Origin of the sequence: Paraglaciecola sp. L1A13 (genome assembly GCF_009796745.1) — a bacterium.
In the GTDB taxonomy this organism is placed as follows: domain Bacteria; phylum Pseudomonadota; class Gammaproteobacteria; order Enterobacterales; family Alteromonadaceae; genus Paraglaciecola.
Window position 1 is genome coordinate 1,557,700 of sequence record NZ_CP047024.1, and the last position, 20,721, is coordinate 1,578,420.

The 20,721-nt window shown below is 44.0% G+C and carries 16 protein-coding genes; 9 read left to right on the forward strand and 7 right to left on the reverse strand.

Features of this window, described 5'->3' with window-relative positions; all coding sequences use genetic code 11:
- Nucleotides 1-7 precede the first annotated feature (7 nt).
- Nucleotides 8-1,012 (reverse strand): N-acetyltransferase DgcN, encoded by a 1,005-nt coding sequence (gene dgcN / locus GQR89_RS06490; protein ID WP_158769302.1) that lies wholly within the window; start codon nt 1,010-1,012, stop codon nt 8-10.
- Nucleotides 1,013-1,635: 623 nt separating this feature from the next.
- On the opposite strand from dgcN, the gene GQR89_RS06495 reads away from it, so the two are divergent.
- The gene (locus GQR89_RS06495) at nt 1,636-2,943 is read left to right on the forward strand and encodes an amidohydrolase (protein ID WP_158772160.1); all 1,308 of its coding nucleotides are present in this window, start codon (nt 1,636-1,638) and stop codon (nt 2,941-2,943) included.
- Nucleotides 2,944-3,065: 122 nt separating this feature from the next.
- On the opposite strand, the gene GQR89_RS06500 is transcribed toward GQR89_RS06495, so the two are convergent.
- Nucleotides 3,066-5,204, reverse strand: a complete 2,139-nt coding sequence (locus GQR89_RS06500; protein ID WP_158769303.1) for a M3 family metallopeptidase — start codon at nt 5,202-5,204, stop codon at nt 3,066-3,068.
- A gap of 420 nt (nt 5,205-5,624) precedes the next feature.
- Here GQR89_RS06500 and GQR89_RS06505 point away from each other — a divergent pair, with 420 nt between their 5' ends.
- Nucleotides 5,625-6,563, forward strand: coding sequence for an AEC family transporter (locus GQR89_RS06505; RefSeq protein ID WP_158769304.1), 939 nt, complete (start codon nt 5,625-5,627; stop codon nt 6,561-6,563).
- A gap of 9 nt (nt 6,564-6,572) precedes the next feature.
- Here the strand turns inward: GQR89_RS06505 and GQR89_RS06510 are convergent, their stop codons facing one another.
- Together GQR89_RS06510 and GQR89_RS06515 are read right to left on the reverse strand one after the other, a co-directional pair.
- Nucleotides 6,573-7,175, reverse strand: a complete 603-nt coding sequence (locus tag GQR89_RS06510; protein WP_158769305.1) for a DUF4202 domain-containing protein — start codon at nt 7,173-7,175, stop codon at nt 6,573-6,575.
- A 258-nt stretch (nt 7,176-7,433) separates the two neighbouring features.
- Nucleotides 7,434-9,608, reverse strand: a complete 2,175-nt coding sequence (locus tag GQR89_RS06515) for a prolyl oligopeptidase family protein (RefSeq protein WP_158769306.1) — start codon at nt 9,606-9,608, stop codon at nt 7,434-7,436.
- Between the two features lie 405 nt (nt 9,609-10,013).
- Between GQR89_RS06515 and GQR89_RS06520 the strand changes: the two genes are divergently transcribed.
- Complete coding sequence (locus tag GQR89_RS06520) at nt 10,014-11,636, forward strand: GMC family oxidoreductase (protein WP_158769307.1); 1,623 nt, start codon at nt 10,014-10,016, stop codon at nt 11,634-11,636.
- Between the two features lie 2 nt (nt 11,637-11,638).
- Here GQR89_RS06520 and GQR89_RS06525 read toward each other — a convergent pair whose 3' ends face one another.
- Complete coding sequence (locus GQR89_RS06525) at nt 11,639-12,376, reverse strand: hypothetical protein (protein WP_158769308.1); 738 nt, start codon at nt 12,374-12,376, stop codon at nt 11,639-11,641.
- 183 nt (nt 12,377-12,559) lie between these two features.
- On the opposite strand from GQR89_RS06525, the gene rimK reads away from it, so the two are divergent.
- The 6 genes from rimK (at nt 12,560) to GQR89_RS06555 (ending at nt 18,556) form a co-directional block, all read left to right on the forward strand.
- A complete protein-coding gene (rimK, locus tag GQR89_RS06530) occupies nt 12,560-13,468 on the forward strand; it encodes a 30S ribosomal protein S6--L-glutamate ligase (RefSeq protein ID WP_158772161.1) in 909 nt (302 codons plus the stop codon).
- Between the two features lie 2 nt (nt 13,469-13,470).
- The gene (locus GQR89_RS06535; RefSeq protein WP_158769309.1) at nt 13,471-14,511 is read left to right on the forward strand and encodes a succinylglutamate desuccinylase/aspartoacylase family protein; all 1,041 of its coding nucleotides are present in this window, start codon (nt 13,471-13,473) and stop codon (nt 14,509-14,511) included.
- 255 nt (nt 14,512-14,766) lie between these two features.
- Nucleotides 14,767-16,242, forward strand: a complete 1,476-nt coding sequence (locus GQR89_RS06540) for an efflux RND transporter periplasmic adaptor subunit (protein WP_158769310.1) — start codon at nt 14,767-14,769, stop codon at nt 16,240-16,242.
- Nucleotides 16,242-16,964: an ABC transporter ATP-binding protein gene (locus GQR89_RS06545; protein WP_158769311.1), complete on the forward strand. Its 723-nt coding sequence runs from the start codon at nt 16,242-16,244 to the stop codon at nt 16,962-16,964. The genes GQR89_RS06540 and GQR89_RS06545 overlap by 1 nt, the downstream gene beginning before the upstream one ends.
- Nucleotides 16,961-18,190: an ABC transporter permease gene (locus GQR89_RS06550; protein ID WP_158769312.1), complete on the forward strand. Its 1,230-nt coding sequence runs from the start codon at nt 16,961-16,963 to the stop codon at nt 18,188-18,190. Before GQR89_RS06545 ends, GQR89_RS06550 begins: the two co-directional genes overlap by 4 nt.
- 93 nt (nt 18,191-18,283) lie before the next feature.
- Nucleotides 18,284-18,556 (forward strand): hypothetical protein, encoded by a 273-nt coding sequence (locus GQR89_RS06555; RefSeq protein ID WP_158769313.1) that lies wholly within the window; start codon nt 18,284-18,286, stop codon nt 18,554-18,556.
- Between the two features lie 41 nt (nt 18,557-18,597).
- Here the strand turns inward: GQR89_RS06555 and GQR89_RS06560 are convergent, their stop codons facing one another.
- Nucleotides 18,598-19,059, reverse strand: a complete 462-nt coding sequence (locus tag GQR89_RS06560) for an N-acetyltransferase (protein WP_158769314.1) — start codon at nt 19,057-19,059, stop codon at nt 18,598-18,600.
- A gap of 216 nt (nt 19,060-19,275) precedes the next feature.
- Complete coding sequence (locus GQR89_RS06565; RefSeq protein ID WP_233269101.1) at nt 19,276-20,700, reverse strand: amidohydrolase; 1,425 nt, start codon at nt 20,698-20,700, stop codon at nt 19,276-19,278.
- Nucleotides 20,701-20,721: the final 21 nt, after the last annotated feature.

Here is a 20,721-nt window from a genome sequence, read left to right on the forward strand (position 1 = left end):
TTAACGGCTAAAGCGCTGCGAGAGCATCTACGATAGCGGCAGTACCATCACGAAGCGGATCCACACAAGGTAGTGAAAATTGCTCACTTAACTGCTGACAAATTGCTCGGCCCTCTTCTACACTGACCGCAGAGGTATTTACACTGATACCAGCGACAACTACGTTAGGGTTCGTAAGACGTGCGGCTTGCAAATTAAGTGCAATGGTTGTTTCAATGCTGGGAAAAGCTGTGTTGGGCAAACCACGCATGTGTGTGCGGTTCAGTGCATGGCAAATCACCAATGCATCGGGTTGAGAGCCATGCAGTAAACCCAGACTTACACCCGCAAAAGCCGGGTGAGATAAAGAGCCTTGGCCTTCAATAATATCCCAATGATCTTCACTTGCGTCGGGCGATAGTGACTCTGCCGCACCAGAAATAAAATCAGCCACCACACAATCAATCGCAACACCTTCTCCAGCGACCAAAATGCCACATTGGCCGGTAGCGCGAAAATCAGCCGCAATGTTTTGATCGCGCATAGCTTGGTCAATGCTTAAGGAGGTGTACATTTTACCCACAGAGCAATCGGTGCCTACGGTCAATAGGCGTTTGCCCATGCGTTTTCGGCCTGTGCCTGTATTAAATTGCGGGTTTGGGTGGCGTATATCCAGTAATTCGACATTGTATTGCTTGGCACAATGCACTAACTCTGGGTAACTGGTCAGTTTTTGGTGCAGACCACTGACTATATGCATGCCTTTTTTGATAGCGAGTTCAATTAATGGAAGCCACTTTTTATCTAAAATCCCACCGCTATTAGCGAAGCCTAAAACAAGACTTTTTGCTCCTTGTTTAGCGCCTTCTTCAATGCTCATTTTTGTTAGGCCAGTACTGACGGTGCAGCCTTCAACACTGAGCTCACCTACGCACAACTCTGGGCGCCAATGGGCGACACTTTGCGCCATTTTAATAGAAAGTGCATCGGTGGCATCACCAATAAATAGTAAGTAAGGAGCGTGAAGAACCATGAATATTACCTTTAAAAAGAGCGCATCGTGATTAGATATGCTGTAAATAAATAAAATGCACGCTCTAACAGAACGTACTGAATGTAGCATATGCTAGCGCGGTAGCAGGGAAAATAAAATGACTAAGTATCGCAGGGGTATAACCTTAGGTTATGCGTTATTTTAACAGGCCTATTTCCGCCTATAAAAAGGATAAAAATCCCTGAAATGCTTTAATAACGGTCTGTTTTGCAAATGCACAGCATCAATTGATAAACCTGAAGTTGTTGCAAAAAAAGCAATAGCGGTGTCGTTAGTTAAATTGCCTATGCGGCACATTGCAACAACGTTCCCTTATTTATATATAGCCCAACGTGAAATTTGCTTTTAAAAGCGACTTTTTTGAGGCTAGCTCGCAGTGCTTATTTCATGCTAACGTGTGACTCATGACACCCATTTAGTTTACCTATGTGGCTGAGTTAGTTGTCTTTTTTAGCACGATGTTAAGCCCTTTATAATAATTAACCTTAATAAACAATACGGGAGAGCATATGAAATTACCTCAAGTTTTGACTCGCAGTCATATCAGTCATGCCTGCAATACGAGCCGTCCGATAATGAAAAAAACGCTATTGAGTCTGTCGATGCTCAGTGCTGCATTACTTAGCAGTGCGTTATTAAGCACCAGTGCAAATGCTGACAGTGTCAGCGATAAGGTCAGTGCTGATATGCCCAAATTAATGGCGTTGTATAAAGACTTACATGCCCACCCTGAGCTAAGTGGTTTTGAAGTGAACACCGCAGCTAAACTTGCCAAAAAAGCGCGTGATTTGGGTTTTGACGTAACTGAAAAAGTAGGCGGAACAGGGGTTGTTGCTGTCCTTAAAAATGGTCCCGGACCTGTGGTGATGATACGCGCGGACATGGATGGCTTGCCTGTTATCGAGCAAACAGGTTTGGCATTTGCTTCAAAGGTACGGGCGACCACTGAAGACGGTATTGAATCAGGCGTTATGCATGCTTGTGGGCACGATACTCACATGACTAGTTGGGTGGGTACGGCTCAAGCCTTGACTGCAATGAAAGATAAATGGTCTGGCACCTTAGTGATGATCTTGCAACCAGCAGAAGAGCGCGGTAAAGGCGCCCGTGATATGTTAGCTGATGGTCTATACGAACGTTTCCCTAAGCCTAATTATGCCTTAGCTTTTCATGACTCAGCAGGTTTACCTGCAGGTACGATTGGCTATACACCAGGATTCGCCCTAGCGAATGTAGATAGCGTCGATGTTCTTGTAAAAGGCAAGGGCGGCCATGGCGCTTACCCGCACACCACAAAAGATCCTATCGTATTAGCAAGCCGCATTGTCGGTGCGCTGCAAACGTTAGTCAGTCGTGAGACTGATCCACAAGATTCTGCTGTGGTAACCGTGGGTAGCTTCCACGCGGGCGCTAAGCATAATATTATTTCTGATCAAGCGACCTTGTTACTTACTGTTCGTAGTTACTCAGACGAAACTCGTCAAAGGTTACTGGATGGTATTGCCCGTATCGCAAAAGGTGAAGCGATTGCAGCTGGTATACCTGAGAAATTGATGCCTGAAGTAACGATTAAAGATGAATACACTCCGGCAACCTATAACACTATTGAGTTTACTCAGAAGATGGCGAATGTGTTTACCCAGCGCTTCGGTGAAAAGCGCGTAGTGGAAACTCCCGCCGTTATGGGGGGGGAAGATTTCGGTCGTTTTTACCGAGCAGATAAAAATATCGAGAGTTTGATTTTTTGGGTGGGTGGGGTGAAAGAAGCGGATTGGAAAGACGCCAAGCAAAATGGCACATCACTGCCGTCTTTGCATAGCCCTTATTGGGCCCCACAAGCGGATGCTGTGATCGAAACAGCAACTGAAGCGTTGACCACTGCTACCTTAAGCATTATGGCCAAAAAATAGCGGCTGACGAGATTAGAACGTGCTAGTAGTAGTTAAGTGCGATAAGTAGAAAAGCCCCGTGAATAATATTATTCACGGGGCTTTTTTATTCGTTTTGCTTTATTTTTGTAGCTTACAGACTTTTAGTCAACCAAACCACGACGCTTTAATAACGCATCAGTCGTAGGCTTGCTACCGCGAAAATCAATATAGTCTTGCATTAAGTCTTTACTATTACCCATGGACAAAACACTACTGCGGAACTTATCACCATTTTCTCGATTTAACCCGTCGTGCTGTGTCATATACGCAAATGCATCCGCGGCAAACACTTCAGTCCATAAGTATGCGTAATATCCGGCTGAGTAGCCACCGGCAAAGGCATGGCTAAAATAGGCTGACTTGTAACGAGGAGGAACGGGCGCGAAATCGATACCGTGTTTAGCCAACGCTTTTTTCTCAAAAGCTGCAACATCATCTATTTTGGTGTCTGGGGTGATTGAGTGCCACTCCATATCAATTAAAGCTGCGGCTAAATATTCAGTGGTATCGAAGCCCTGATTGAAGTGATGCGCTGCAAGAAGCTTATCGAGTAAAGCTTTAGGGATGGCTTCACCAGTTTGATAATGCTTAGCGTAGTTAGCGATCACTTCAGGGTTGATATCCCAGTCTTCGTTGAACTGAGAAGGGAACTCGACAAAATCTCGGGCCGTAGCAGTGCCTGCCAAACTCGGGTACTTAACTTGCGAGAACAGACCATGAGCCGCATGGCCAAATTCGTGGAATAGTGTCGTGACTTCATCAAACGTGAGCAGAGTAGGCTGCCCAGCGGCTGGTTTAGGAATATTCAGTACGTTATATACCACAGGTTTTTGTTTAAGTAGTTCACTTTGCGTGACGAATTCGTCCATCCAAGCACCACCACCTTTGCCTTCGCGGGCATAAGGGTCAAAGTAGAATAAACCGATGCTGCTGCCGTCTTGGTTAAATACTTCGAATGCTTGCACGTCGTCGTGATAAACAGGCAAGTCTTTGCGTGCTTTAAACGTAATACCGTAAAGTTTTTGCATGGCAAAGAACAAGCCATCGTGTAATACCCGGTCAAGCTCAAAATAAGGCTTAATTATATTTTCATCAAGGTCGTATTTTGCTTTACGCACCTTCTCAGAATAATAAGCCCAATCCCATGGCTGAACACTAAAATTTTCGCCATTTGCTGTAATTTGTTCTTGAATTGCCTGTGCTTCTACTTCGGCTTTGGCAACGGCTTTAGGGGCCAGATCGTCAAGAATGTCGTAAACAGCGGCGGGGGTCTTAGCCATTTGGTCTGCGGTTACATAAGCCGCCCATGTTGGGTAACCAAGTAATTGGGCTTTTTGAGCCCGCAACTGTGCGAGTTTGATAAGCACTGGGCCATTTGTACTCATGGCCCGCTGAGAAGAAGCCTGCCAGATTTTTTTACGCAAGCTTCTATTCTCCAAACTACCCAAAATCGGCTGACGAGTGGTGTTAACCAATGTAATTAGGTAGCCGTCTTTCCCCGCTTTTTTTGCTGCACTGGCAAGGCTAGCTATTTCGCTCTCAGATAAGCCAGCAAGCAGTGCTTTATCATTGACAACAATCGTATCGTTCTTAAACGATTTTAGGATATTTTGTGAAAACTCAGTGGCCAAAGTGGAAAGTTGGCCATTAATTTCCCGTACAGTCGCTTTATCTGCATCATTTAGCTTGGCGCCAGCGCGAACAAAGTTGTTGTAGTAGTGCTCAACTAAACGCTGATCTAACGGGGTTAATGACGCTTTGTTTGCGCCGATCGTTTGAACTCGAGCAAATAAAGTGGGGTTAAGATAAATATTATCTTCATGAGCGGTTAACTTAGGACCCATGTCTGCTTCAATTCGTTGGTAATCGTCGTTTGAAATCACGCTGGCAAGGTTATAAAAAGTTTTACTTACTCTTGTTAGCAATTCACCAGATTTTTCCATGGCGACAATGGTGTTTTCGAACGTTGGGGCTAACGGATTATTGGTGATCACCGCTATTTGCGTATTGTGTTCGGCGATGCCTGCAGCAAAAGCAGGCTCATAATCGTCAATACTCAGCTTGTCGAATTGTGGAGCTTGGTAGGTTAGCGGGCTTTTCTTCATTAACACGTTGTTCGCGGCTGTCTGCATAGTTTTTACTTGCTTAGTATTTGTTTGCTCTTGATTAACGACATTGCTGGAACAGGCGCCTAAAACAAGGGTCGCACTGACGGCGGCGGCAATAATTGAAATACGCATTATAACTCCATAAATTAGTGATACACCCAGCCCTAAAATGGGCAATAAAGGATAAGATGACAGGCATATAAGACCTGACTACTTTAACAAGCCTCCCACGGTACTAACAATCCCACAATGGTGAGTAATTGAAGGCTTTGTCGTCAATAAGTCAGTTAATTTGCGAGTATTTGTAACAAGTATGTCTGAGCGTACATACTTCTTGTAAACTGAGCTGATATAGCGGTTTAGCCGAGCAATTTTCAAACGTGGTGAAACCACTATTGGCCAATATATTGGTTAGAGATAAAGGGCGGTTTCTAAGTGATTTTTGCACAGCTGCATTGCAGCATATAAAAATAGACTTTACTCTGTGCCGGTATTTTTCAACTAGAACCGATTTTATTCGCGTGAATCCACCTCAGGACTAAATTTTTAAGTATGCCTATTGAATCATTACTGTTTGCAATTGACGTCACGCTTCCCATTAGTTTGTTGATCGTACTGGGGATCGTGTTTAAACGTATCCGCTGGATAAACGAAGAATTTGCCATTGTAGGTTCACGATTAGTATTTAACGTTACTTTGCCGTGCCTTTTATTTGTGAATATCGCTAAAACTGATTTGAGTGTGACTACGCCTAGCTATTTATTGATTTTTGCCGCGATTGCTACCACTGGCATTTTTTTGATGTTTAATCTTTTGGCCTTAAACATTAAACAGCAAGAAACACGAGGTGCGTTTGCCCAAGGCGCATGTCGAGGCAATATGGCCATAATTGGTTTGGCCTTGTGTGTCAGTGCCTTTGGGGAGTCAGCTCAAGCGCTGGCTTCTATGTATTTAGCCGCCATTGTTATCTTGTATAATGTGTACTCAATTTTGACGCTTTATTATCACCAGTCGGCTACCGCTTCAACGAAGTTAGTCGCTTTAAGTGTATTGAAAAACCCGTTAGCTATTGCGATTGTATTAGCCATTATTGTGGCGCTTGTGCCGATTCAACTGCCAGAGTTACTGTATGAATCGGGTAGCTATTTAGCACAGATGACCTTACCGCTGGCGTTACTTTGTGTGGGGGCTTCAATTCGATTACAAGAGTTTAAAGCATCAAAACTGCTATATATCGCTATTGCTAGCAAGATAGTATTTATCCCGCTGGTAACGACGGTTATTGGCTATTTATGTGGTTTTAGAAATGAAGAACTGGGTGTGTTGTATATTATGATGGCAACGCCCACCGCGGCGGCTGCGTATCCTATGGTGCGAGCAATAGGCGGCGATCATCATCTAACCGCCGCGATTATTGCCGGTAGTACCTTGTTTTCAATGTTTAGCACCACCCTTGGGTTGTTTTTATTGCATTACCTAGGATGGGTTTAGATTTACACCCTAAACTTGCACGGCTTTTAAAATCACAGGGGTTAATGATTCTGGTAGAGTAATTTTGCCCGCTAGGACGAATGCGTGGGCATCTTGTGACATTTTTGCCCAGGTTTTACGGATGATATCAATCCATTTCTGTTCTGTGTACTCAGGGTGTTTAGTGGCAAAATTCAGCATATAGTGCTCAATAAATACTAACCCAACCACATCTTCAAGTAGTTGGGTATCAGGGTTTGATTTGATGCCCACCTTGGCGACAGCATTTTTTGCTCGCTCAATATCTTGCTCATTAAAACCTGCTTGGGTCATAATGCTTGCGACCTTATCAGCATGAAAAATATAAAGATCGCTACGCCATTTATGATAGCCCTGTCGGTCCATTGGGTAAGCACTGCGTGGCGACTGCCAGCGTTGAATATGTTGACCGCGAATAGCCAATTTCACCACGTGATCAGCATCACTTCTATAACGTTCTAACATGTTGGACATGCGTAGACTATACAACAGCTCTTTGGGCCAATCTTTCCCTTCCGCTTGCTCAATATTAGGATCTTCACTGTTGGCGCTATCGATAAGATTTACAGCTTGTTCATAAGCGGCTTGGGTCATGGTGCTCTCCGAGAGGATTAAGTGGTGCAAAAATATGATGTTAACCAATATTTTAACCTGAACTGAACCACTTTGCGTACGGATTTTAGCAACGGCGCTTAATTAGTAAAAAGGCAGGGCAATTATGCTGATTTTCAGTAACGTACTGCTTAACGAAATAAAGCCAGGACTTACATGAATAGTGTATGTAATCCCTGGCCTTTAACGTGTCAAAAAACAGGATCAAAAATAAAGGTCAAACAATTGAGTGAGTTAAATCTATTTAACCTTAATCCCCATATTATAAAGAGTGAAACCAAATATATCGGCGTACTCGTCTATGGTCTTGCTAATCGGTGTACCTGCACCGTGGCCGGCATTGGTTTCTATGCGGATCAGCATAGGATTCGTGCCAGTATGTTTGGCTTGTAACTCAGCGGCGAATTTAAAAGAGTGAGCAGGTACTACGCGATCATCATGGTCACCAGTGGTGATAAGTGTAGCAGGATAATCCACACCTTCTCGCACGTTTTGCACGGGCGAATAATTCATCAAGTAATCGAACATTTCTTTACTGTCTTGTGCTGTGCCATAGTCATATGCCCAACCCGCGCCAGCAGTAAAGGTGTGATAACGCAACATATCTAAAACCCCTACCGCAGGCAATGCGACTTTAAATAAGTCTGGGCGCTGTAACATCGTTGCTGCAACTAACAAACCACCATTAGAGCCGCCACGAATCGCAAGATAGTCTGGACTAGTGTAGTTTTGAGCAATTAAATATTCAGCCGCCGCGATAAAGTCATCAAATACATTTTGTTTTTGCAACTTAGTACCCGCATCGTGCCATGCTTTACCGTACTCGCCGCCACCCCGTAGATTAGGCACGGCATAAACTCCTCCTTGCTCTAACCATGCAGCGTTGGTGCTGCTAAAGGTAGGTTGCAAACTGATGTTGAAACCACCATAACCGTAAAGCATGGTCGGGTTAGTGCCATCAAGTTTAAGTCCTTTTTTATGGGTAATAATCATAGGCACTTTAGTACCATCTTTTGATGTATAAAATACCTGTTGGGACTCGAAAGCATTGCTATCGAACTTCGCTTTCGATTTAAGATACACCGAAGACTCACCGCTTTTTACATCTAGGCTAAAGATGGTGCTGGGGGTCTTATAGTTGGTGAAACTGTAATATAGGACTTGTTGATCTTTTTTACCGTCGAAGCCACTGGCCGTGCCGACACCTGGTAATGATACTTCACGGATCAGTTTGCCGTTTTTGTCTAGCTGCTTGACGTTTGAAATAGCATCTACCATGTAGCTGGCAAAAATGTCTCCGCCACCGGTTGATACGTCCAATACGTTGTCAGTTTGAGCAATAAAGTCTTGCCAATTTTCAGGTTGGGGTTGGCTTGCGTCAACGGATACTACACGTTTATTTGGCGCATCTAGATTCGTTACAAATAATAAAGTACTGCCCTCGTTATCGAGTAGGTGAGTATCTGAATCATTATTATCTAAAATGGTAATGAGCTGACTATCAGGCTGACTTAAGTCTTTTAAATAGAGTTTGTTGCCTGAGGTAGAAACAGCTGCACTTATCAGTAAATAACGGTTATCTTCAGTGACTTCACCAGATACATAACGATTTTTTTGCTCGGATGTGCCACCAAACACTAAAATATCATCCGCTTGCTTATGGTCTAAACGGTGGAAATAAAGTTTATGTTGATCTGTTTTCGCCGACAACTCGCTGCCTTGAGGTTTGTCATAACTGGAATAATAGAAGCCTTCATTACCTAGCCAAGATATGCCACTAAATTTGATGTCTTTTAATGTTGTAGTGACATTTTGCATAGTTTCAACATCGATGGTTATCGCCTTACGCCAGTCGCTGCCACCTTCTGAGATCATATAGGTGACTAAACTGCCATCTTTCGAAAAATCTAATCCGGCTAATGAGGTGGTGCCATCTTCGCTAAAGGTGTTGGGGTCAATAAATACCTGGGCTTCACCGTCGCCTAATTGACGATAAAGTACGGCTTGGTTTTGTAAGCCGTCGTTTTTGAAAAAATAGGTGTACTTACCTTCCTTAAAAGGCGCGCTAACTTTTTCGTAATCAAGTAACACTTTTAAACGTTCTTTTAGCTTGTCGCGTGAGGGAACTTGGGCAAGATATGCTTGTGTTACTGCATTTTCACTTTTAACCCACTGTTCGGTTTCGCTGCTGGTATCGTCTTCTAACCAACGATAAGGATCGGCTACTTGAGTCCCGAAATAGGTGTCGGTTACATCGTCTTTACGGGTTTTAGGATAAGAGATATTCATTTGTTGTAATTGATTACTCGCGATTGAGGTGTCACTTGCTAGTGATACATGAGTAGAAGAGTTGATAGTATTCGTACATCCCATCACAAGGGCACTGACGGTCACAGCTAATAATGTTAATTTCATTTTTACCCTAATTATTGTCGTTTATTATTAAATTTTAGATACGTCTTTATCGCGTATTAAGTGTTGATAATACCTTATTCTTGTATGCGATGAAAAACGCGATAAGGTTAAAAAACATCTATAGATAATAATTATAGTTTATCAGTAGTTTTAGTAATGATTAGATAAAACAAGTGCTTATGTTAAAAAATAACTGACATTGTTTAACAATTGTTTTACATTGAGTGCGCTTGGCGAGCTGAATGAGCCAAGCAGCGGCGGAAATGTCGAGGTAATAAAAGCACAATAAGAAGGCTCTTTTACCTCGACGCCTTTCTAGTCTGAATGCCAACAAGTTAATAGCGATCCTTGATGAATACATTTTCGTTTGCGGGGGGGTGTTAACCCAATTCGGAAGCATTTGTTATGTCACCTGTACAGTCTGAGCAGTTCGATTTCATTATTGTGGGTGCAGGCTCTGCTGGTTGCGCATTAGCCGCCCGTTTAACTGAAAACAGTAAATTTCGTGTTTGTCTAATTGAAGCCGGTGGCAAAGACAGCAATCCGCTTATTCATATACCTTTTGGTTTATCGTTACTTTCTCGCTTTAAAAATATCAATTGGAATTACAATACCGCTGCCCAGCCACAGTTAAATCATCGCAAATTGTACTGGCCGAGAGGGAAAACCTTAGGCGGGTCTAGCGCGATAAACGCCATGTGTTACGTACGTGGTGTACCTGAAGACTACGATCGCTGGGTTAATCAAGGTGCCGAAGGCTGGGGCTGGGATGTAGTACTACCGTATTTTAAAAAGTCACAGGATCAACAGCGGGGTAGCGATGCTTATCATGGTGTCGATGGGCCACTTTGTGTCGATGATTTGCGGTGCGTGAACCCCATGTCGCAGACTTTTGTTGCGGCGGCAAATGAGGTCGGATTACCCATCAGCCCAGACTTTAATGGCTGTGAGCATGAAGGTCTTGGTGTGTATCAAGTTACCCACAAAAACGGTCAACGTTGCTCGGCGGCTAAGGGGTATCTAGCCTTGGCTCAAGGACGTGAAAATTTCACCTTAATTTCCCAAGCTTTAGTCGAAAAAATTATTATTAAAGATAAGCGAGCGGTCGGGGTCGCTTTACAAATTAATGGTCGGGCACATGTTCTCAGCGCCGCGAAAGAAGTCATACTCAGTAGCGGAACGGTTAACTCTCCCCAGTTGTTGATGTTATCAGGTATCGGTCCTAAGGAACATTTGTCAGATAAAGGCATTCATCTAGAAATTGATTTGCCCGGCGTTGGGCAAAATCTTCAAGACCACTTGGATGCTATCGTGCAATACCATTGTCGGTCTAAGGAAACTTATGCTGTCTCTTTAGGGAAATTGCCACGCTATATACAGGCTGCAGTTCGTTATTGGCACAAGCGTAACGATATTTTTTCATCGAATATTGCGGAGGCGGGTGGGTTTGTAAGAAGTCAGTTTGCAGATGGTCTACCTGATATTCAGTACCACTTTTTACCCGCTATTCTTCTTGACCATGGGCGCCAAACTGCGTTTGGATACGGTTATGGTCTGCACATATGTAATTTATATCCTAAAAGCCGTGGCACCATTTCACTAGCCTCGGCAGATCCTGCTCAGCCCGTTGTCATTGACCCTCAATACTTATCTCATTCCGATGACCAAAAAGTCTTGATCGATGGTATTCGTCAAGGCCGGGAAATTCTGCAATCAAAGGGTTTTATACAATATCGAGGCGAAGAAGTGTTACCTGGTATTGATATGCAAACAGACGAACAGTTACTGGCGTTTTTACGCGAAAACGCACAGTCCATTTATCACCCCATAGGTACATGTAAAATGGGTGCGGATATAGATGAAATGGCGGTGGTAGATAATCAACTCAATGTGAGAGGAATTGAACGATTAAGAGTTGTTGATGCATCGGTTATGCCTAGCTTAGTTGGCGGCAATACTAACGCTCCCACTATCATGATTGCTGAACGAGCAGCAGATTTTATTAAAGCACATTATGGACAGGACTAAGTTTACGGTTTTGTACCGAGCAGAGTGTGATTAAGTAACGCTTGTTTTTGGCGCAATTTTTCTTCTATTTTTGGTAAAAGGTTGGCATGTTTGTTACTGATAACGTGGTAGAGAAAGATGCGTCTAAGGTTTAGCATCTTTAAGTCATCGGGGATTATTTGGCGCTGATCGATCATAAATGTCGCATAATTAACGCGCTTACTACGCAGCATTTCTATCGTGTTTGAGATAACCTCTTTTTTTAAAAGCCCGGCGCGTATATCAAAATCCGTTAAAGAAAGCAGCGTTCTCTCATTGGTTAATATGACATTTTGACTGTTGCTGAGCACGGTAATATCACATCTCACTTCTTGGCGACAGAGCAAGACTGTTGAGCCTCGGATCAACTCAGGTTTTACTAGCGTTACGTTCTTATATTGTGTGGCAATTTGGCCAAATCGATATGCATCGGCATCGACCTTACCTTTGTCTAACATGGCTAATCCACGCAATGCTGGCGCTGGGATCAAATGTACTTTGAAACCTAACTCCGTGTAGATTTCTTTTATAAGTTGTAAGTATTTTTCAGTTTGCGGATATTCTACGTATGTGATTAAAAACTGTTTCTTGAACGCGTCAGGGGATGTAGTGGGGACAATTGATTCTTGGCTATTAGGCTCGGCTTGAGCTATAGCATTGATTGACAGCAGCCAGTAAATCCAAATTACTAGGCTACTAACGGATATAAGTCGGATTCTCATGTATTCAATAACGTTAACGACCATTTGATAAAATGTAACATATTTTACCCGCTTACAATAATATTGTTGGTGAACGAGTTTTTATTTTATCCAGCAAAACCTAACACTTTTTTTTAATATTGTTGTGACTTTTATTCTTAACCAAACGTCTACTAAATTCATTCACTAAAAGAAGAAAAAATGATGAAAATCGCCATTTTATCTCGAAACAAAAAGCTGTATTCCACTCGCCGTCTACAAGAGGCGGCTATTGCCCGTGGTCATGAAGTCGATATCATCGATACACTTCATTGCTATATGGATATTTCAAGCAATAAACCGTCGGTACGTTTTAATGGTGAACCTTTGCCCCAGTATGACGCGATTATCCCGCGTATTGGTGCATCAGTGACTTTTTATGGTACGGCTGTGGTGCGTCAATTTGAAATGATGGGCAGCTTTAGCGTGAATGAGTCGGTCGCTATTAGCCGTTCTCGAGATAAGTTGCGTTCAATGCAGTTGCTATCGCGCAAAGGTATCGGTTTACCGCGCACAGGTTTTGCACATAGCCCAGATGACATAAAGGATTTGATCAGCAATGTAGGCGGAGCGCCAGTGGTGATCAAGCTACTAGAAGGTACGCAAGGGATTGGCGTTGTATTAGCGGATACTAATAAAGCGGCAGAAAGTATTATCGAAGCTTTTATGGGTATAAAAGCCAATATATTAGTGCAGGAATATATCAAAGAAGCTGGCGGAGCAGATATTCGTTGCTTCGTAATTGGCGGTAAAGTAGTTGCTGCTATGAAACGTCAGGGGGCTCCGGGGGAGTTTCGCTCAAACCTACATCGTGGTGGTAGTGCCACGCTAGTCAAATTGACATCGGTCGAACGGGCGACAGCAGTAGCCGCTGCAAGCGCTATGGGTTTGAACGTGTGCGGTGTGGATTTACTGCGCTCTAGCCATGGTCCTGTCGTGATGGAAGTCAACTCATCTCCTGGTCTTGAGGGTATTGAGGCGTCGACTTCAAAAGACGTTGCGAACATGATCATCGAGTTTATCGAAAATAAAAAATCTAAGCCCCATAGCACGAAAACACGAGGCAACGGTTAGTTATGGTAAGCGGTGCCCCTTTGAAAATAGGAAGTCATGTTATTGAACCTGGGTCTCGCATCAAGCTGCAGCTATCTGCTGCTCGCTTGTATACGGATACAGATATGTCTATTCCGGTTGAGGTTATTAGGGCTAAAAAAGATGGTCCTACTGTATTTATCAGCGCGGCTATTCACGGTGATGAGCTCAATGGCATTGAAATAGTGCGTAGACTGCTTGATTCACCATCGTTTAAATTAATTACTGGTACCGTCATCGCCGTGCCAATTGTTAATGTATACGGTATGTTGATGCAAAGCCGCTATATGCCTGACAGGCGAGATTTAAACCGTAGTTTTCCGGGGTCAACGAACGGCTCCTTAACGTCACGGTTGGCGCATATGTTTTTAACTGAAATTGTGTCTAAGTGTAACTATGGCATCGATTTACATACAGGGGCTATTCATCGCAGTAACTTACCGCAAATTCGGGCTAATTTAAAAGATCCCGAAACGGCCAAGCTTGCCCATGCGTTTGGGGTGCCAGTGCTGCTTAATTCAGATTTGCGTGATGGTTCATTGCGCCAAGCGGCAGATGAATCGGGTACCAAGGTGCTGTTGTATGAAGCAGGAGAGGCTTTGCGTTTTGATGAGCTTTCTATTCGCGCGGGCATAAAGGGTATATTCAACGTGCTCGTATCTTTGGGAATGGTATCGAAACGACGTCGTACTGAACCGAAAATTGAGCCATTAGTGGCGTATAAAAGCTCATGGTTACGCGCTCCTGAAAGTGGAATTGTACGTGATCGCAAGAGTCTAGGAGATTACGTGAAACGTGGCGATTTACTCGCAGATGTATGCAGTCCTACCGGCGCCTATAGTAAACCGCTGCTGGCAAACCGTTCAGGGATCATAATTGGCAAGCAGAATATCCCCTTGGTGCAAGAAGGTGATGCGATGTTTCATATAGCGCTTTTTGATGATCCAAAAGACGTGGTAGACAACATGGATCAGTTGCATGAAAATTTGATGCCTGAAATGGACCCACAAAGTATTGTGGTCTGAATTATTTGGTCTTTAATAGCCAATGTTAAACAGCTAAATTTTAAAAAACGTCACGTTGGTGACGTTTTTTATATCTGTTATAAATACCGTTTGTGCGGTAATAATTACGATCTTTATTGCCGCGCTTAACTGCCATCATGCTATGAAACAACAACTTTAGATAACTTTACATTCTCATGACAGTATTTTTACTCGATAAGTGCTTTAATTCCCACATTATTCCAGCATTTAAATAGATTTTGCAGATATCACACTATGAAGAATACATCGTTAATAAAGGGACTCGTTATCGTAGCTGTTATAGCAGCGGCATTTTGGTGGTTTACCCAACCATCTCAATCTAGTGAGCGTATTGTCTATCACACCCAACCATTGTCAGTTGGCAGAATTGAAAGCACGGTTAATTCTTCTGGCTCTATCTCGCCGGTGGTTACAGTCGAAGTCGGTTCCGAGTTATCAGGGTTAATTTCTCAGCTTAATGTGGACTTTAACGACGAAGTAACTAGCGGACAGATTATCGCCCGTATAGATGATCGAACCGTGGTATCAAAGCTGCGCCAAAGTGAAGCAGATTTAGCGTCGTCGGATGCCAGTCTAGTGCAGCTTAATGCGGCTCTTAAGAAGGCGCAAACCGAAGAAAAACTCGCCGAACGTGAATATCAGCGAACACGCGAGCTGCGCAACAAAAATCTGGTCAGTGCCTCTGAGTTAGATATCAGTGAAACCTCATACGAACTGGCTAAAGTCGCGATTGATACAGCTGACGCGGCTATTTTGGTTGGCAAGGCCAAAGTACAACAATCTCAATCTATGTTAGAGCAAGCTAAATTGGATTTGGATCGTACCTATATTCGCTCTCCCGTGGACGGTGTGGTCATTGACCGACAAGTAGACAAAGGCCAAACCGTGTCAGCCAGTCTTTCGGCGCCAACGTTATTTTCGATAGCACAAGATTTAGCCTCTATGCAGATAGAAGCTGACGTGGATGAGGCGGATATAGGACGCATCGCTAAAGATCAAACGGTTAATTTTACCGTCGATGCTTTCCCCGAGCGAAAGTTTAACGGAATGGTCACTCAAGTGAGAAAGTCCGCTACGGTGACCAATAATGTGGTGACATATAAAGTGATTATTGGCGTGAAAAACGACCGTTTATTACTGCTACCCGGTATGACGGCTAATGTCGATATCGTACTTGGGCAACGTGATAATGTACTGCGGGTGCCTAACTCGGCATTACGCTTTTCACCTGATAGCGGGTCGAGTTCTGCCAATAGTAGCGCAGGGCCAGATGGCCGATTAGCCGAATTATCCCAACAGCTCGGGCTAAATGAGGCGCAGCAAAAACAGGTAGCTGACGTGATGAGTAAAATGCGCGAATCAATGAGCGCAGCACGTGAAGCTGGCCCTGGTGGACCCGGTGGTCGCCCTTCAGGAAATGATGCGATGAAAAAAGTGCGTAGCCAGATGAATATTGCGCTGCAAAGCATCTTAACGCCGGATCAAATGGAAAAATATAAAGTGCTTGGTCAATCACGCAGCGCTCAGCGCAAAGCGGGGGGAGAGAAGCAAGATTATCAGCGTGGCGCGGTTTGGGTGTTGCGTGATGGCCAACCAAGTAAAGTGGATGTGGGCATTGGTATTGCTGATCTCGAATACAGTGAGATCAAATCTAAGCAACTCAGTGATGGTGACAAGGTTATCGTACGTGCTCAAAAGGTGACTGACTAATGTCTGAGCCGCTGCTTCGAGTTCGTCAGGCTAAAAAAGTATATACCATGGGTGATGAGTTGGTTTGGGCTCTCAAAGGCGTTGATCTCGATATATATCAAGGTGAATTTGTAGCGATTATGGGCAGCTCAGGCTCGGGTAAATCTACCATGATGAACTTACTGGGCTGTTTAGATATTGCTAGCGAGGGCAGTATTGCCTTTGCTGGTCAGGAATTATCAACACTGAGTAAGAATGAATTGGCGACCGTGCGTAATCAGCGTATTGGATTTGTCTTTCAACAGTTTAATTTACTGCCTCGTACCAGCGCGTTAGATAACGTCACGTTACCATTATTGTACAGCAAAATTCCCGAAGCGGATTGGGTCTCTCGTGCCAAGCAATGTTTAGAAAGTGTTGGTTTAGGGTCTCGAATGGATCATCACCCCGGTCAGTTATCTGGCGGTCAACAACAACGTGTTGCGATAGCTAGGGCACTAATAAACGATCCACTGATGATCTTAGCCGATGAGCCAACCGGTGCGTTAGACACGCAGACAGGATTGGAGGTCATGGCACTTTTTCAGCAACTCAATCAACAAGGCAAAACCATAGTGTTAGTTACTCATGAACCGGAAATTGCGGCGTTTGCGAGCCGTAAACTAACGTTTCGCGATGGGGAATTGATCAGTGACGAACGTAATCAACATATACGCCAAGCAGCAGACGAGGGCGTAGCATGAAAATTGTTATTTTGCTTAAAACAGCGATAACCGCTCTTCGAGTCAATGTGCTGCGCAGTTGCTTAACAATGTTAGGCATAATTATTGGCGTGGCCGCTGTGATCATAATGGTCGCAATGGGCGCTGGGGCACAACAGAAAGTCGATGAGCAAATAAAATCCTTGGGTGGCAATGTCTTCTTTGTTACCGGATCATTTCGCCAAAGCGGTGGTGCGCGATCTGAGTCTGTGGTGAAAATAAATGAAGACGATGCCAATTTAATCGAAAAACAAGTACCAGGTGTTGAAGCCGCTGCGCCGTATTTGTCTGCATCGGGGCAAGTCATATATGGCAACTTGAACTGGTCCACAGAAATCGTCGGCATTGATAATCGCTATTTCGTTGTACGTGACTGGGATGTAGCCAACGGGCGTGAATTCACGCCCGCGGAAATTAGCCGTGGCAGCAAGGTGGTGATCATAGGTGAAAGGGTACGCAGCGAGCTATTTGGCGCAAGCGATCCCATCGGCCAAACCTTACGCGTGACAAACTTTAACGCCACTGTTATTGGGGTGCTAAATGAAAAAGGCCAAGATGCCAGAGGAGAAGATCAAGACGACGTAATCTTTCTACCCATCAAAACGGTGCGCAATAAAATAACCGGTGTGAACGCGACTAATCCAAAATCTGTGCGCTTTATTCAGGTCAGTGCTTATGACGGTGAGGATATGGATTATATTGAAGATGAAATGTCGCTTTTACTGCGCCAGCGCATGCGCATTCCAGTTGGCGCAGACGATTTATTTCGTATTCGTAACGTGTCAGAAATGATTGCTACTCGCGCTGAAACCATTCAGGTGTTTAATACCTTACTCGCGTGGGTTGCATCGGTTAGCTTAGTCGTGGGGGGTATCGGTATTATGAATATTATGTTGGTATCAGTGACCGAGCGCACACGGGAAATCGGCTTGCGTATGGCGGTGGGGGCGAAGCCTTCCGATATTCTGTATCAGTTTTTGATTGAATCGATAGTGTTGTGCGGTCTAGGCGGATTTATCGGGGTAATGATTGCTTATGGCTTTGTGTTTATTGGTAATCAATACGGCATTGGCGCTGGTGGAATTATTGAAACCAGAGTGGTGTTATTGAGTTTAGGTTTTTCTGGCTTGATCGGCGTGTTTTTTGGCTACTATCCTGCGCTTAAAGCGTCGCGCCTAGCGCCGATTGATGCGCTTAGGTATGAGTAAGGCTGTAAAATAAAGTGTTTACACGCTTGCGTGAAAGAAATATCACATTATTCCTGTCTTATCAGTAGAGAAGAGTTAATCGAAGGAATTATTATGTGTAGCTCACCTAAAGGTGGACGCGGAAATCGACCTCGTAGCGCGCCAAGTAAGAGTTTTTCCGAAGGTTTTACTACGCAGCAAAGAGCCAGATTTACCGATGTTGCGAATCGCGCTCAAGAGAGACGTGAACAGCGTTTAGCGACGAATAAGCGCTGGCAAAAAAGCCAACACAATGACATCAATAATAACGTTGAATCTATTGAACATCATTCTCCTAAGGCAGGTATGTTTAGTTGGTTTAGTGAGATTTTTTCGGCGCATTCGTAACTAGAGATGACTCTGTTTATACGCACGCGGCGCTGAGTGATTCAACCCCGATGTACCATGTACAAACAATTATCCAGCGGTATTTCAACTGGATAGTTTTCTATCAAAAATCCAAGTTTCTCATATGCCGTTATTGCAGAGGTATTGTGATTATAAACAAACAGTGAGCAGGCATTAACTGCTAACTCTTGTCTACCTACTGCGCTGAGCTTTTCAATTAATTCCGCAATAAAACCTTGTCCTCGAAACTCAGGATTAACCACCAATCGTCCTAAGTGGCATTTTCCTTCACGTAAATAGTATTGACCAAATGCCAATAATTCGCGTTGTGCTGAAAATCCTGAGAATGATTGAAGGGACGTTAATTTTAGATCATATTTAAACGACGATAAGTCAAAAGGGTAGCGAAAGTTAGGGCCTGACCAGATTGCCAATTGCGCTTCATCTTCGAACCACGTCATGAGTTGTCTAATATGTTTATCTGATGGGGCGATTAAGTCCATATTTGCTCCTGTGTGCCTAGTAGGTTAAACAATAAAATCGTCCCACCAATACCCATTTATTTTATCGTTGCTAGATGAAAAACACCCCATGCATACGATTATTATCAAATTAAAGTTGCACTGAAAAAAGGCAAATACTACCTGCTAAAACAGGCAATTAGTCATAATTATGTACCTCAGTATTAACACTTAAGATGGCGAGTACAACGTTTCAGATTACAGCGCTGGAGTGCGATTGCCAATTTGTGATTGATATTGCACATTACCCACATGCTTGCGCCACTCTGTTTTGGCTTCTTGTATCAATTGAGGCTGTTCAAATAAGCGTATTGCACTTAATGCTAAGGTTTTGCTCGCTAGGTGCATGCCTTTGTAGCCGATGCTCATTCCGCCAGCAGCCACGGCTTGCCAACTATGAGGAGCTGTACCAGGTACCCAAGTAGCAGTAACAAATCCCGTAGTGGGCACGTTCCAGCTAATATCACCCACGTCAGTTGACGCAGTAGCATGATAAATATCGTCAGTGAAAGGCATAATTTTTTGCTCATTGCCGATTTGGCTTAATGCACGTTTATTGAGTGTTGTGCGAAGTTGCGCGGCAAATTCCTGCTCCTGAAGTGAATACTCAATACCACCAAATGCTAGCATCGCTTCGTGCGTGACTTTGGCTAATGTGGCATTAGGCAGTGTGCTCCACACGCCTGACATAATTTCCCAGTCGACAGTGGTTTCTGTACCAAGGGCAGCTGCTTGTGCCGTTTTCTCTAATCGGGCCCATAAGGCAGGTAAGTCTGCGGCTGAGGGGGTACGCATATAATAATAGACTTCGGCAAATTCAGGCACCACGTTAGGTGCTCCGCCACCATGGGTAATAACATAATGAATGCGCGTATCAGACGGCACATGCTCACGCATCATATTGACCATGTAATTCATGGCTTCAACGGCATCTAGGGCTGAGCGCCCAAGCTCTGGCGCTGCGGCTGCGTGTGAGGCAATACCATGAAAGCGAAATTTTGCGGTTTTATTTGCAAGGGTTGTCATGGGTTGTGTGGTGTTTTGATCACCTGGATGCCAATGCAATACACTATCTACATCGTTAAACAGGCCTTCTCGGACCATATACACTTTGCCCGAACCACCTTCCTCAGCAGGTGTGCCATATAGCCGAATTTGACCATTAACCTTGTTCTGCTTTAACCAGTTTTTGACGGTTATTGCAGCGGCCAATGAGCCAGCACCAAATAAATGGTGACCGCAAGCGTGTCCTGCCTCCTTGCCATCAATGGCTTGTTTATAGGCTACAGCCTTTTGCGACAAACCGGGTAGGGCGTCCATTTCTGCCAATATGGCGATAACTGGGCCTTCACTATTGCTGTTACTTGAACTGTAACTGGCCACAAAAGCGGTGGGCATACCGGCGACGCCGACTTCAACCTTAAAACCTTCCGCCGCCAATATATTTTGCATGGCTTGGCTGCTCTTTTGCTCATGAAAACGGGTTTCAGCCCAGTGCCACATATTTTGTGCAAGTTCTGTCGTTACAGTCTGTTGGCGAGCAGCATCTTGTTCAACATATGCTGCGTCACGCATATCGGCGGCTAGGGCTATTTCACAATAGAAGTATAAAACTGCTATCAAGCTGAAAAATCCATAGGAATA

Excerpts from the sequence above, each read along its gene's own strand:
- rimK (WP_158772161.1), top strand. The coding sequence starts at position 12,560 with ATGAAAATCGCCATTTTATCTCGAAACAAAAAGCTGTATTCCACTCGC.
- GQR89_RS06520 (WP_158769307.1), top strand. The coding sequence starts at position 10,014 with ATGTCACCTGTACAGTCTGAGCAGTTCGATTTCATTATTGTGGGTGCA.
- GQR89_RS06505 (WP_158769304.1), top strand. The coding sequence starts at position 5,625 with ATGCCTATTGAATCATTACTGTTTGCAATTGACGTCACGCTTCCCATT.
- GQR89_RS06540 (WP_158769310.1), top strand. The coding sequence starts at position 14,767 with ATGAAGAATACATCGTTAATAAAGGGACTCGTTATCGTAGCTGTTATA.
- GQR89_RS06535 (WP_158769309.1), top strand. The coding sequence starts at position 13,471 with ATGGTAAGCGGTGCCCCTTTGAAAATAGGAAGTCATGTTATTGAACCT.
- dgcN (WP_158769302.1), bottom strand. The coding sequence starts at position 1,012 with ATGGTTCTTCACGCTCCTTACTTACTATTTATTGGTGATGCCACCGAT.
- GQR89_RS06555 (WP_158769313.1), top strand. The coding sequence starts at position 18,284 with ATGTGTAGCTCACCTAAAGGTGGACGCGGAAATCGACCTCGTAGCGCG.
- GQR89_RS06525 (WP_158769308.1), bottom strand. The coding sequence starts at position 12,376 with ATGAGAATCCGACTTATATCCGTTAGTAGCCTAGTAATTTGGATTTAC.
- GQR89_RS06500 (WP_158769303.1), bottom strand. The coding sequence starts at position 5,204 with ATGCGTATTTCAATTATTGCCGCCGCCGTCAGTGCGACCCTTGTTTTA.
- GQR89_RS06510 (WP_158769305.1), bottom strand. The coding sequence starts at position 7,175 with ATGACCCAAGCCGCTTATGAACAAGCTGTAAATCTTATCGATAGCGCC.
- GQR89_RS06560 (WP_158769314.1), bottom strand. The coding sequence starts at position 19,059 with ATGGACTTAATCGCCCCATCAGATAAACATATTAGACAACTCATGACG.
- GQR89_RS06545 (WP_158769311.1), top strand. The coding sequence starts at position 16,242 with ATGTCTGAGCCGCTGCTTCGAGTTCGTCAGGCTAAAAAAGTATATACC.
- GQR89_RS06495 (WP_158772160.1), top strand. The coding sequence starts at position 1,636 with ATGCTCAGTGCTGCATTACTTAGCAGTGCGTTATTAAGCACCAGTGCA.
- GQR89_RS06550 (WP_158769312.1), top strand. The coding sequence starts at position 16,961 with ATGAAAATTGTTATTTTGCTTAAAACAGCGATAACCGCTCTTCGAGTC.
- GQR89_RS06515 (WP_158769306.1), bottom strand. The coding sequence starts at position 9,608 with ATGAAATTAACATTATTAGCTGTGACCGTCAGTGCCCTTGTGATGGGA.